This is a genomic window from Microlunatus endophyticus (genome assembly GCF_014646195.1).
In the GTDB taxonomy this organism is placed as follows: domain Bacteria; phylum Actinomycetota; class Actinomycetes; order Propionibacteriales; family Propionibacteriaceae; genus Microlunatus; species Microlunatus endophyticus.
In genome coordinates, this window is the sequence record NZ_BMMZ01000014.1 from 40,970 (window position 1) to 54,287 (window position 13,318).

A 13,318-nucleotide genomic window follows, 5' to 3' on the forward strand; every position below is an offset into this window, starting at 1 on the left:
GCGCCTCGCGTCCATCCCGCGTCAGCCCCGCACTCCGTCGGAGATAGCAATGGGAGTCAAGGCGTACGGGTTCTTAGAAACGACTGCTCTTAGATGCTTCAGCGTCTCGGCCGGCGTGACACGAGCGAGATTGATCTCTTCGAAGGTGCTTCGGTTTACCGCTGCCGCGACGAGGGGCGTGGTCGTGGGTTGTCCGGTAGCGGGATCGATGTGATCTACCCCAGCGGTCAGCGAAATTGTCTGCACATGGCTGCCCTGATCCGACTCCCACACCTCATGAAGAGTGCGGAGCACGATCGCGTGGACGAGTTTCGTATACCGATCACGCTGCTCCTTGGCAGACTGAGGGGACTCGTCGATGCGATCGGAGCTACGAACGTACTTGTAGGCCCGGACGCTCGGCAGGCTTTCGGGCCGTGGAAGCCGCAAGTCGAGGGTCAGCTCTTTGTCGGCCGGGCTGTAGGAGTGCTGGATTTCGAGTTGGATGACGTCCGGGTAGACCGAATTTCCGAACACGATGTTGAAGTAGTCCTCGACCGCCTGTTTCTCGCCAACGGCAAGCGCCGCGATGAGGGCATCCAGTTGCGCGTTCTGCGCATCTACCTGCGCTTGACGCTTCTGGCATTCGGCGTCATACGCGGCGTGATCGGCTGCCAACCTCGCTTGGCGGTCAGCTTCGGCGGCGTCGTACTGTATCCGCTGTTCCCGCTGCCGTATCGGCACAGCCGCCGCCTCAGCCCGCCATGCGGCGTACTGCTGCTCGAACGCCGCCCGCGCCTCGCTTACCGCCTGAGCGTGTTTCTTCTTCCCGAACAGCGCACCCATACCGGTCGGCGAGGGAGGCGCGACGAACGTTGGTTCCGGCGGAACCTCGACGGGCGGAGGGGCGGTGATCGGCGCCTGATGGCTCGATGCGAACGGCGGGTGGACCGCGCGCTGCCGCAACGCTTCAAGATCGACAGTATCGTCAACGCCCAAAGTCCACTCGAGCACTGAATCGATGTCCGCCAACGTCGAGCCTAGATCGGCGTTCATTGATGCAACTTGTGCCTCGCGGCTATCTAGCCCCATCTGTCTCGCTTCCCGCTCAGCAGCTGCGCGTTCTCTCGCGTCTGCACGCTCCGCCGCCAGCCGCGCACGTTCGGCCGCCGCCCGAGCCCGCTCAGCAGCTCGCTGCTGGGCCTGTGCCTCACGGATAGTCGCGGCCTGCGCCCGCTGCCGATTACGCGCTGCGACGGCAGACTGGTGCTGCAACTCCGCTAGGAATCCTCGCCATCGAGCCATTCGCCCTGCCATCCATAACCGATCTTGGGACGCCTCGGAGCTTAGCCGATCTAACTGCTTGCCCGAGAGGAAAAATCCAACTTTCCACCCGCGGCGACCGTGGCGATGCGGCGTTGACCGGCAGCCAGACAGGTGTCACATCGGCGTCAATCGCGCTCGAGATTGCTGACGAGCGCACTAGTCGATGCTAGGCGGATGTCGAGCCAGGACCAGAGTCGGGCCTTCGGAATGTGCCGTGCCGCTGGTCGTTGTTCGCGGCGGTGTGACGCAGCGTCATGCAGCACTGCGGACGAGGGTCTCGGCGGCGCATCTTGCTCGGGCGTGTGCTCAACCTCCCGGTTCCCGGAGGCGGATTCGTGTACCTTGTCCTTGGGCGTGGCGCGTTGGGAATGCGGCTCGGCTCGCCGAGTGAGTACCGGGTTCGACTCCCGGACGCCAGAAGGCGCGTCTCGCACGTGCAGTCCGGCGTCCGTGAGTAGATCAGTGGCTAGTCACTACCCAAGCAGCACAGAGTTCAGGAAGCACTCCGAGAACCTGAAGGCGGTAACGGCCGCCCTGGTCCAAATCGAACGCGCCCACAAGCGCGCTATTCGCGAAGGGGATCAGCCCAGCGAACTTGCGATCCGCAAGATTCACACGCTCTTGCTTGGTGTCTACGCTGAGGCGCGCCTGCGGAAGATCATCGAGGATCCCACGGGATTCAACGGCCGTGAGCGCGAACTTATCTGGCTTGAGAAGAGCCAGGACAAGCGCTGGTCGTCAACGGTTGACTTCGCTGCCCGCCGGCACTACAGGGTGTTGGCCCACCAGTCGCTCGACGAGGTCCTGTCCACCGCTGCGTTGGCTCGTGTCGAGGACGTTTCAGCGATACTCCAGCATGACCTGGCTCCGGTGATCACCGACCGCAATCGGATCGCCCATGGCCAGTGGGTGTGGCAACTCAAGAGCCGAAGCGAGAACCAGTTCACGATCGACCAGTCCAACTTCGACTACAACTACGTCGCGCTACGCGCCCGCTTCCGTCTACTCGATCTCATCGGCCGATTGGTGAATGTGCTCTGCGTATCAGAACCAACCTTTGATCGGGACTTCTCGTCCCTGATGCAGAAGATCGATGAGGCGAAGATCGACCTTGACGGCTCGAGCTATTCAACTTTCGCTTCACAGCTGAGGTCTCGGGGCAAGGTGGCCCACGAGGTTGGGTCTGCACCTGTTGTCAACGGTCCAGTTGTTGGGTCATCCAAACGTCAGAGATTTCTTCGCAGGTGGCTCGCACGCCGGCGCTCGGTAGACGGAGCGCAGGACTAGCGACTATGTGACACCTGTCTTGGCAACACCACGGGGCCGCGGAGACCCATGCGAGTGACCGGGGGTCAGATCGAAGGAGCGAGCCAGGCGCGCAACTGGAAGGCAGTAGTGAGCGCGGTTAACGCGTGTGGGCCAGATGGCCCGGTGCCAGCTTGTGCTGCGACCCGAGCGCGATCAATGCCTCTCGTCATCGCTTTCAACGATCGCGACGACGGTCTTCACCGTCTTGGTGATGCTGCGCGCGGCAGTGGCCTTCATGTGTCGGCGTAGTTCGGACTCGATGCCGGCTAGGACTTGTGTGCGGTCGCCCATGGGCTCAACAGCCTGTTGGTAGTACAGCTCGGTGGCTACGGCGAGTAGGGCGCGATGGGCGACAGGGTCTTCATCTGAGTCGTGGCCTTCGTCGAAGGCGACTTGGGATGGCGTTGCCGCGATGAGTAGCGTTTGAGCAAGCACCTCGCCTGCGAACTTGTTCTTGTTCGCGCGTGCCCATCGGCGGGCGACGTGGGTGAAGCGGGTGGCAAGGTCGGCGGAATATGGGACGGTGTCGAACGCATCGATGAGGCGCTGGAGCATGCGGTTGTATCCGCGGCGGTTTCCGGCGGCTGCGAGCGCCTCAGCCCAACCGAGGTGTGCCTCGAGGTTCTGAATCGTGTTGGGGCGCTCGTTCCTTGCAGCCCGTGCGTACAGGGTGACCGCGGTTTCAGGGTCTCCGGTCGTGAGCTCGATACCAGCAATGCTCCGGCGAGCGCCTAGGTGCGGGTCGCTGCCGGGGTCGGTGGTAGCGACAACCTTTTCGAGAAGGATTCGGGCTTCGTCGTAGCGCTGCAGATCGGAGAGACACATGCCGGTCTGAAGTTGAGCATCTGCTGTGGCTTCGACATCGGCTGCCTGAACGGCGATGTCCAACGACAACTCTGCGTACTCGAGCGCCGCGGAGCGGTCATCGCTACGGCGAGCCATCTCGGCGAGGTTGAAGTACGCCAGCTGTCGTGTTCGTAGGTCGTCATCGGTGAGGGAGTCAGCGATGTTTCGGTCGAGGAGCTTCCGTGCTCGGGCTTGGTCTCCGAGTTCAAGCAAGGCAACCGAGAGGTCGTTTCGGATATGGCGAACGGTCGAGTTCTGCTTGCGGCGAGTCGCTATTGCAAGCGCGTACTCCAAAAGGCGAGCCACGGTCGTAGGTGAGCGTGGGGTGTAGATCTGGGCGGCGGCCGTGAGTGCCGCCCATGCGCGCGCTGCCGCCGGCCGCTGCTCTAGGGACGACATCAGGACCGTCGTCGCCTCTTCCTCTGCAACACCGGAAGTTTCGAGCAGCAGAAGGCCGAGGTCTTCCAGCAGTTCGCTTCGTGCCGGCAACGGGACCTCGCTGGTGTGCAGCACAATCTGCTGCCATGTCTCGGCAAGCGTGCCGGCCTGCTGGCTTCCCCAGATCATGTTGTGCACGAGATGCGGCAGCAATTCGGCTGCTTCAGAGGTCTGATCGTCGGCCGTGTAGGACCAGGCGGTCTCAAGTTCGGCGAGCCCTTCGGTGGCCTGTCCGTTGTCGATCAATGTGGCGCCGAACAGGGCGTGAGCCTGGCCCAGGTCGGTTTGCGTTGCTTCAGCGATCTCGAGGAGTCGCTGTGCGGCATGCAAGGCGCGCGCTTTGTCACCGTTGTTGGCTTCGGCGCGTACCAGAGCGGGGAGGAGGTGCGTGAGTCGAGAGACCAGGTGGAACTGCGCTGCGGCGTCGGCTGCCTGGCGTATTCGCCGCAGGGCGAGTTTTTGTTTTCCCGCGTCGGACGCGACTGCGGCAAGGTTCTGGAGCGCAGCGACCTGCTTGTCCTGGTCGTGACTTCGGCGCGCTGCGGCCAGCGACAGTTTCCACGCAGCTTCAGCGGTGTCGAAGTCCCCTTCTCGGCTGGCGATAAGTGCACGGAGGTGGTGGTAGCCGGCAGTCATGTGAGGCGTACTCGCCTTACTGACTAGTGGTTCGGCTTTCGCGAGCCACTCGGTTGCGTCCTCAATGTCGTCGTGATCAATTGCCAGGTTGCCGAGCGTGAAGAGGAATTGGAGTTGGCCGACCAGGTCTTCGCGTCGCTCGACCTCTTGCAGCGCCTGGAGCGCCAAGAGCCGCGCGTCGTCATCGCGGTCTTGGTACCGGGCCACGTTGACGAGGTTCAGCAGAATGTCGGGCACGGGGCCTCTGTCCTCTGACTCCTCTGCATAGTTGAGCGCCATTAGGAACTGGTTGTCGGCGACGTCAAGACGGGTGAAGCCGAACGCGAGTAGGCCAGCCGCGTTGCTGAGGTAGGCCGCACTGTCCGGATCGACCTCGTCGCCAAGCTCGTTACGCATGTTCACCGCGAGCCCGCACAGCAGGCACGCGAACTCGGGGAACCCAGAAGTGCGCATCCACTCGGCCAGGCTGACGACCAGGCCAACACTCTCGACGGAGTCCCCTAGGCGGAGAGCCTTTCGAGCGGCAGAGACCCGGTCACGAAGGGTCACACCCTCTGGCGCTGCTTTGGCCAAACCTCGGAGAGCCCGGTTCAGTCGCTTGTCGATGTCGCCGCCGTTGATCGCCCAATCGAGCAGCTGGTCGATGAACTCGGCGGTGTAGCGACCTCGAAGGTCATCGATGCTCACATTGCACCTCCGATGGTGAGGTCGGCACCCACGCCGTTCAACGAGACCTGTCGCCTGAGCAGTTGGCTCTCGCGATTCACGCGGACGGTGTGGAACACGAGCGCGTCGATGATCCGCTGCTTCAGGTCGGCCACGGAAGTGTAGGAGCCGTAGGTCGTGTCCTTCGCGGCCTCGTCGAAGAATGCTTTGGCCTCTGCGTCACGGTTACAGCCCTTGGGGCCGAAGATGATGAGCGTGGCGCCGGCTTCTTTTGCCGCGAGGTACTCGCGTCGGGTGATGTCGGTGATCTTCGAACCGAGGATCAGGACGAGGTAGTCGCTCGTCCGGGCGTTCCCAAGGCACATTGCTTCGGAACAGTGTTGGCCAGCGATGCCGTTCCTTTCCCACCACCACGGGTTATGAAAGCCGGTTTCGGAGATCGCGGCGGCAGCCGCCTTCCGGGCCTTCTCAAGCTCGCCGGAGCGCATCTCAGAGGAAATGAACACCCGAAGGTGCAGCGGGTCGCGCGCGTAGATGACTTCATCCACGACACGGTCTCGGGCCGTCATCGAACACCTCGCCCTGGCATGTCCATACCTTGGCATAAGGGGCTGCCACGCATGGCCCGTCCGTAGGTTAGCGCTCGTCCGGTCACGAACACTCTCCCCTGCTCACCGGATGCGTCATTCTGGGCGAAGTGACGCGGTGTCCGCGTCAACTGACAGACGGTCGTCGTGTTGTTCGTTAACGGCACTCTCCCGTGTGTCCAGATCGGTAACGCAGTCGGTTCGACCGGCGCCTGGTCATGGATCCCTGGTCCGGCAGGGATCCCATGCTCGGATGGGTGCCCGGAAGGGTTGCCCGAGGTCTGTCCGCTGCCGGGTCGTCTGTGGGCGAAGGATCGCTTGTAGCAATTCTCTTGCTGGACTGGATGGCAGTTGATCGAATGTTGATCATATCGTCGCTTCCGCTGCTGCCCAGCTAGCCCCTGGGAATCACCGATAGCAGGCCACTGCGGATGTCTTCGCCCTGGGCGAGGTGCACAAGGTCACGCACGCTGCCGACGGAATGATGGCCGGAATCTGGCGGTTGGACAGCACGTCGGGAAGCTCAGCAGTCAAGGATTCCGCGCTTTCGTTGATGCCGACGAGTTGGCGTCACAGCTCGAGGCCTCGACCCAACTAGCCGACGCGGCAGGTGACGCAGGGGTTGTCAGCCCTCGTGCAATTCAGTGCTGCCGAGCCACGCGACAGCATCGAACACGTCGCGTGTCAGCTGCAGAGTCGGTGACGCCAGCCAGTGACGGCCGCCAGAGTGCGCTCCGCACGGACCTGCAACCGAAGAACGTCCTGGTCACCCCGACAGGTGTCGCCTTGCTGGATTGTGACGATGCCGCCCGTTGCTCGGTCGATCGATCGAATCCTGGCTCGTGCGCTCGTCGAGTGGTTCACACCAGGAGAAGCTGGGCCGGGCTCGATCCTGGACTTCATGCGTGCCTACCGGGCCGATGCTGGCCGGGGTGTTATCGAGGACGTCACGGTGTTCGGCTACGCAGTGGCCGCCTTCCTCAACTACCTCTACGAGATGGTCAACTCCGAGGTGACCAAGCGGCTGAGCACCGGAGTGCTCGCCCGAGAGCTTGTCGCAGCCCTGACCTGCCCACTCGATACCTCAAACCTGGAGGACGTTCTCGCCATCGTGGACGAGACTTCGTGGCTGTCTTTGGTCCATCGACTGCCCGGTTGAGGGTCCTCGGGCGAGGCGTCGAGCGACACCACGCTGAGGGGTCATCGGCATGACGATGGTTCGGTAGGTTCCTGCCAAAGCGTCTGTGGTGGCTCGATCGCGAGGTGAGCAGAAATGAGTTGGCAAGAGATTGCCCACACCGTACGTCCGGTACTCAACGAGGCGGCAACCAGCGCGATGCCGCTGGTTGTGCGTTCCCTTGTCTACGTCTGCTGGAAATGCTCGGCCACATCGAACCCTCCGGCGGTGTTGCACCCCGGGGGTGCCACCGATCAGTACTCGATACTCGAAGTGACCTCCGGCCTCAACCTGGCATACGTCCAGGAACTGATGACCCTTGACCACAATCCGATCGCAGCAACGATCAAGCCGCGCTACAGCAAGACTCGCGGCGAGCGGTACCTATCGCACGGATGCTCGCACTGTGACGCCCTCTTCGGAGAGTTCCCGCTCCAAGAGTCGATCACCGCCGTCCTAGCTGACGACGCGATCGCAGACCTGCCAATTCAATTGGCTGCCGAACGGCCGATTATCGAATGGTGGGCACTGACATCGGCGCGCGGCGACATCTTCTGAAACGGCACGCAGGCAATCCGGCCCGGCCGCACTTGATCGCACTGTCGTTCGCACAGCGTGAGGTTGGCCCCGGCCCGTGTCTGGTATGGATTCTCACTGACGCAGCGATCCGACGCTCAACTGGTGCCTGGTCAAGTTGCCGGAAGGGGTCTGCCGGCCACCCCTTGCTGGGCGGTTGCCGCTGGCGTCCGCGAGTGCCCGATCAGCGGACAGCGGGCGATTACCGGATGGTAACGTGAGCAGGGCATCCCAGCTGATACACACCGGTAGATGGCGATTCGTGGACCGAGAGATCAGACAGCTATCGGTTAGCCCTCATCGATCATGTCCGTCCCACGCTCGATGATCGCTCGCGCGTTTGCATATATGGCGACGCCGTTTGCTGATTCCTTCGAAATCCGTCACTACCGCCGCCGTTCTCGAGGCCGAAACGGCCCTGCGGTCGTCCACCATGATCCCATCGCACGAGCAATTGAGGTGGTGAGCGATGTGGCGGTTTCGATTCGATCCTGAGGATCTTGCCAGGGTGGGGGTTTCGTGTGGTGTCAATCCGCTGTGGGAGGTTGTGCTGAGTGTCCAGCGCTTGCAGAACTGTGATCGCGAGCATGTGTATGACCGGTGGCGCGCATCAGTGCGTCGTCGTCTCGCAGGCGGCCCAGGGATGCAGGCCGTTCGCCGGCTGTCAGAGTTGGCGCCGGACGGGCCGTATTTCCCCGACTTCCTGACTCCGACGGCGACCGATCTCAAACAGGGTATTGATACCGTCGCCGCGACGCCTCCGCGGGTGGTTGCCAGCCAATTGGAACTCCTTGCCCGATATCGCCCGGTCCCCAGCTGGGTTTCGGCACTCGCTGAACGGGATCTGCGACCTCGACGCGCTCTGGCGCGGCTGCTTGAGATCTACTCCCGGATCGTGCTGCTGCCTGATCACGATCAGTCGGCCGCTCGAATCGACGCTGATCGGAGCACTAGGACGGCTGCGCTGGAGACGGGCGGTGCTCCGGCGCTGTTCGGGAGCTTCCCTGAATACGTCATGGCGTGGCGGCACGACGAGTTGAGGATCGAAATCGGTGTGTGGCAGGTGAATGATCTTCGGGGTCGTGGCTTGACGATGGTTCCGTCGATGTTTTGCTGGAAGCGCGCGACCGGTCTTGCCGACGCGGAGTTGCCGCCGACCGTGGTCTTTCCGGTCGCGCATGCGGCGCAGCGCGGGGGTGTGGACCGCTCTGCGGCGTTGGCTCGGCTGCTTGGTGGTCACCGTGCCGCTGTGTTGATGGCGGCGCAAGGAGGGGCGACAACGACTGAGTTGGCCGGATGGCTGCAGCTGGCCGCTTCAACGGTGAGCTATCACGTCGCAACGCTGCGTGACTCCGGGTTGATCGACAGCCGACGAGATGGCCAGGCGATCAGGCACCAGCCCACGCAGTTGGGTTGGTGCCTGATCGATGGAGACGCTGTGGTCTGAGCAGGGAATCTGGCTATCGGTCGCACAGCTTGCTGTAGCCGCCGAATGTGCGCAGATCTAGCGAGTAGACCGGCGTGAAGTTGGTCGTAAACGTGTAATGGTCCCATTCGGTGGAGCCCTCGGCCTGAATGCCTCCTGTATGTGCCAGGCCGCCCTTGCCACCGGCCTTGGCACAAAGCCCGAGCGAGTGGCTGCCGGTCTGGTTGTCGAGCACGTACTTGGTGCCTGTCTGTCCGTAGATGTTGTGGCCCGCGTAACTCGAGAACGCATACGTTGGGTGGCCGCCGTCCATCGCCTTCTTGCTTGCGTACACGCACACATAGCCTGCCTGACAGTTGTGGATCGTGTGAGGCGTGCCGGTGGCGGCGTGAGCTGGCGTGACGGCCAGGGTTGTGGCGCCGACGGCGAGTACCGAGGCAGCGAGTGCGCCTTTGGCGAGAGTTCGGATTTTCACGAGAGTTCCCTTCCTTCGGATGGTGTCTGTCGGGACTGAACATGGACTCTGTGAACGTAGGGCAGGGAATGCGTCTGCCCATCCGCGATTCGAATGGGTTCGAATCCAGACGGGTCACAGATCTGATCGACGTCGGCGGCACGTGTCGCATCGTCGATCCGTCACCCTTCTGACCCGTGCGATCGACCTCGTGATCGCCAAGAGCGCCGGCGAGGACGGGGGGACCCGTCGGTTCAATGGCCGCGTGCCGGGTGCCGCGTGCCGCGTGCCCCGACGGAGACGGCAACCTTGATCGGCGAGCGACGGTGCTCGGCACGGAGTACATCCTGGTGAGTTACTGGTTAGCCATTGGGATCGAACGGCGTCGCGACGTGTACAACGAATTCCCGGCGGTCCGCTATCGGCGTCGAGTTCATTGCGGCAGACGGGCTGGGTGGATACTTCACAACTGTGTCGCTCTGATCCAACGTGTTACGGATATGTTTCTGGAGTTACTTACCGATCCTTGACGATTGGACTGAGCAGGACGGCGTATCGACCGCAGATCTCGGTCTCAACCGCATGTCGTGATCTGGCGTGCGTTATCGCCCGGATGGATCGACCCGGACGAACGCAGCGGCCGATGAAGCTGATTCTGCTTAATACTATCTACTGCCTGGACTGCATCAGCTGCCAGGTGATGCGGGCCCGGGTTCCTTGAGTCCCCGAGCTGACGCCGCGAGTAACGCGAGGTGTGCCGGTGTGGGTATTGGTCAACTCCTTATGAGGCCGCGCTGGCGTGCGACGTCTTCGGGAGTCAGTTGCTGGCCTTCTGCTTAGGTTCGGTCGAAGCATTGTTGGCCGACGTTGGCGCGCGCCCGCTGGTAACTGTCGCGGCTGAGTTGCTGGGATGGCCAGACCATTGCTACCCGATGGGTTTCGGCTTGGGCGGCCGATTGTAAACCGCACTGCTAGTTCGGGTCGCCCGATAACTGAGCGAAGTTACCGAGTGCTTCCAGGAAAACGCCGCCGCCGCCACTTCCGAGCGGCAGGTGCGCGACGATGAGCCGATCAGTCCACAACATTCCGTTGGCTGGGTCGTGTTGAAACAGGGCGATGATCTCTCGGACGCCCCAGGAATTCTATTGGAATAACAGGTTGCCTTGCGCCACTGCACGGTCGTACAGCGACTCGGCTCGGTCAGCGCAGCTGTCGAGGTCTTGACTGGCGAGTCCCCGGACACAATCGATCGCGACGGCCAGCGGTGCGAGATTGTCGTCGTGGTCGCAGCGCTGGGCGGCCCGGTTGAGCAGTTTTCGGGCATGGGAGACGATGCGAAACTGGTTGCGGTTACAGGCCGCGTCGGCGACTCCGGCCAGATCTCGGCGAAGGGCATCAACTGGTCGGTTGACAGCTGATCAAGTCGTTCGAATGCCTGGTCGCTGAGCATTGCGGCAGTGACCGGATCGCTACTGAGCAACTTGGTTCGGCGAGCGTGAGCCGGACCTTCACCAACTCGAGGGGTTCGTTCGCAGCGGATGACTTGGAGTGTCGAGAGCCATTCGCAACCATCGGCGGCCTTCAAGGATGCGCTCGCGGTAGTACCGGAAGTAGAACAAGCCGCAACCGAGGCCGATCAAGTCCAGCTGGCTGGGTCCGGCCGTTTGCAGCCGTGGCGCGGACCGACAGGTAAGCGTCTTCGATGGTGTCGTCCGATGCGGCTTCGGCGAGCTGACCCGGCTTGGGGCGTGCGGCAAGTAGCCCCTGGACCCAGTGCTCACGTCGTAGCAGCGTTGCGGTGTGTTCGCCGGATTCAGTGAGATGTTGTCGGGCGTGTGCCCGGATCGTGTCCAGCTGGCGGAATCGTGTTGGTCGTTCGGGTTGATTCTGGGCGGTGCCGACGAGCAGCGATCGGTGGACTAGTCGGGCCATGCCTTCCGGGATTTCTACGGCTGGCCCGAAACCCACACTCCATGCGGTAATTGTCTATGGGGTGCTGCGAGGGAGAACGGTCCACCCGTCGGGACGGTGCTCGGTGGAGAAGTGGGGGCTCCGTGGATGTCGTGTTCGAGATTTTCGTGTCCTCCGGCGGAGGCCATCGTCAAGAGCCCGCAAATGAGATGGTGCTGTTCTATGCGACCCAGGTCACACCGCGTACCGATGGCGGCGCCGGTATCGTTGGTTTCAGGCGATGGGGCTCGCTCGCAGTACCGCCGCAATGGCTGATGGCTCCTGGTTGGACGGAATCCGACAGGAGTGTGCCCGTGGAGACGACTGAGGTCGAGTTACAGGGGAGCAGCGCCAAGCTCAGGCTCGTTGGAGCCGAGGTCAGCATCCTTTTCCCTGGGCGTCCTGCGCCTGAAGCCTTGCCGTCAGTTCCCGACTGTTTCGCTGACCTGAACCTGAACCAGGTTGACAATTGGCTAGCGAAGAAGCGGGATGCCGGAACCATCCATACAGCGTTCCGCACGCCGCTCGACGATGCAGAGCTGATCAACTTTCGGCTCGATGTCTTCGACGACTTGGACAACGACGATGTCGCCGGCTCTTTGGCGGCCTTCAGCGCTGCCGCGCGAGACGTACGCCGCCTCGTCACGGCCGCTTCGCAATCGAACAACCGTCACGTGGCAGAGGGGTTTCTGATGCGGGCGATCGACAGCTATGTCGCGGGCGTGCGCACGGTCGCCGATGATCTGGGCCGCCTTCCGATCCGGTCTGCCGGCCTGATCGGGATCCGAGACTTCCTTGGCGGCTATCAGGTGTCCGAGAAGTTCCAGAGGCTTGCCGATGACAATGCTGATCTGAGCCGGCGGCTGCAAGCGGTGCACTATGCGTTGCGGGTCAAGGGAGACAAGGTGACTGTCACCCCGGAACGCTATTCCGGTGATTATGGTGCTGAAGTGTTGGCGACCTTCGAACGCTTCCGACAGGCCGATGCCGAGGACCACCTCGTCCAGCTCCGCCGCAGTAGTGCCGGCTATATCGAGTCGGTCATCTTGGATTTCGTGGCGCGCCACAACGAGGAGTTGTTTGCCGAAGTCGCCGCTCATGTTCGACGTCAGTCGAGATTTCTTGATCCTGTCGTCGGTCGGTTCGGACATGAGCTGGAGTTCTATCTGTCCTACTTGGCGCTGATGGAGCAGCTGAGAGGCTCGGGGATACCGTTCAGCCGTCCCACGATCGTCACAGAGGACACCGACGCTGGCCCACTGTTGCACGTAGTCCAGGGAGTCGATCTAGCGTTGGCGTTGAAGGGCGGCCAGGTAGTCGCCAACGACGTCACGATGGCAGATGATCAACAATTCGTGGTCGTGACCGGCCCGAACCAGGGTGGCAAGACAACCTTTGCCCGGATGATCGGTGAGGTCTACTACCTCGCGGGGCTGGGCTGTCCCGTGCCGGCGGAGTCGGCCCGTGTAACGCCCGCGAGCCAGATCTTTACTCACTTCGAGCGGCAGGAAGATCGCGACCGCGAGACGAGCGGTGGGAAACTCGAGGACGACTTGATCCGGATCCACGACATCCTCCAGCAAGCCGACGATCGCAGTCTGGTGGTGATCAACGAGATGTTCGCTTCGACGACCCTTTCGGATGCTACCTATCTTGGCGAAAGCATCCTCGAGCAGTTTGAGCGTCTCGGGTCGACCGTCATCTGGGTGACCTTCGTCGAGGACCTCGCACGTCGGCCCAAGACCGTGAGCATGGTCAGTCAGACTCGGCGGGACGATCCGACAGTGAGGACGTTCAAGGTCTTGGCACAACCCCCGGCCGGCAGGATCTACGCCGAGGCGATCGCGGCCCGTCACGGTCTCCGGCGGCAAGACATAGTGCGACGAGTCGCTGATCATGCTGACGGTCCGACGAGGCCAGCAGCAGAGGGAGCAGGGGAGGAGGACTGA

General features: G+C 62.4%; 10 protein-coding genes and 1 riboswitch. Of the genes, 6 read left to right on the forward strand and 4 right to left on the reverse strand.

What is annotated here, in order from left to right:
* Positions 1-21 precede the first annotated feature (21 nt).
* Positions 22-1,035: a hypothetical protein gene (locus IEY07_RS20870; protein WP_188897514.1), complete on the reverse strand. Its 1,014-nt coding sequence runs from the start codon at positions 1,033-1,035 to the stop codon at positions 22-24.
* 732 nt (positions 1,036-1,767) lie between these two features.
* Here IEY07_RS20870 and IEY07_RS20875 point away from each other — a divergent pair.
* Positions 1,768-2,592, forward strand: a complete 825-nt coding sequence (locus tag IEY07_RS20875) for a hypothetical protein (protein ID WP_188897516.1) — start codon at positions 1,768-1,770, stop codon at positions 2,590-2,592.
* A gap of 174 nt (positions 2,593-2,766) precedes the next feature.
* Here the strand turns inward: IEY07_RS20875 and IEY07_RS20880 are convergent, their stop codons facing one another.
* Complete coding sequence (locus IEY07_RS20880; protein WP_188897518.1) at positions 2,767-5,220, reverse strand: tetratricopeptide repeat protein; 2,454 nt, start codon at positions 5,218-5,220, stop codon at positions 2,767-2,769.
* Positions 5,217-5,747: a DUF4062 domain-containing protein gene (locus IEY07_RS20885; RefSeq protein WP_188897520.1), complete on the reverse strand. Its 531-nt coding sequence runs from the start codon at positions 5,745-5,747 to the stop codon at positions 5,217-5,219. The genes IEY07_RS20880 and IEY07_RS20885 overlap by 4 nt, the downstream gene beginning before the upstream one ends.
* Before the next feature lie 841 nt (positions 5,748-6,588).
* Between IEY07_RS20885 and IEY07_RS20890 the strand changes: the two genes are divergently transcribed.
* The 3 genes from IEY07_RS20890 (at position 6,589) to IEY07_RS20900 (ending at position 8,986) form a co-directional block, all read left to right on the forward strand.
* On the forward strand, positions 6,589-6,945 hold the full coding sequence (locus tag IEY07_RS20890) for a hypothetical protein (RefSeq protein ID WP_188897521.1): 357 nt from the start codon (positions 6,589-6,591) through the stop codon (positions 6,943-6,945).
* Positions 6,946-7,059: 114 nt separating this feature from the next.
* Positions 7,060-7,521, forward strand: a complete 462-nt coding sequence (locus IEY07_RS20895) for a hypothetical protein (protein WP_188897523.1) — start codon at positions 7,060-7,062, stop codon at positions 7,519-7,521.
* Positions 7,522-8,182: 661 nt separating this feature from the next.
* Positions 8,183-8,986 carry an ArsR/SmtB family transcription factor gene (locus tag IEY07_RS20900; RefSeq protein ID WP_188897525.1) on the forward strand — a complete coding sequence of 268 codons (804 nt, stop codon included), beginning with the start codon at positions 8,183-8,185 and terminating at the stop codon, positions 8,984-8,986.
* A 13-nt stretch (positions 8,987-8,999) separates the two neighbouring features.
* Here IEY07_RS20900 and IEY07_RS20905 read toward each other — a convergent pair whose 3' ends face one another.
* The gene (locus IEY07_RS20905) at positions 9,000-9,440 is read right to left on the reverse strand and encodes a hypothetical protein (protein WP_188897527.1); all 441 of its coding nucleotides are present in this window, start codon (positions 9,438-9,440) and stop codon (positions 9,000-9,002) included.
* A 1,259-nt stretch (positions 9,441-10,699) separates the two neighbouring features.
* Here IEY07_RS20905 and IEY07_RS20910 point away from each other — a divergent pair.
* Both IEY07_RS20910 and IEY07_RS20915 read left to right on the forward strand, forming a co-directional pair.
* Positions 10,700-10,837 carry a hypothetical protein gene (locus IEY07_RS20910; RefSeq protein WP_188897529.1) on the forward strand — a complete coding sequence of 46 codons (138 nt, stop codon included), beginning with the start codon at positions 10,700-10,702 and terminating at the stop codon, positions 10,835-10,837.
* A 760-nt stretch (positions 10,838-11,597) separates the two neighbouring features.
* Positions 11,598-11,661, forward strand: a riboswitch (Fluoride riboswitch).
* Positions 11,662-11,683: 22 nt separating this feature from the next.
* Positions 11,684-13,318, forward strand: a complete 1,635-nt coding sequence (locus tag IEY07_RS20915) for a MutS-related protein (RefSeq protein ID WP_268239252.1) — start codon at positions 11,684-11,686, stop codon at positions 13,316-13,318.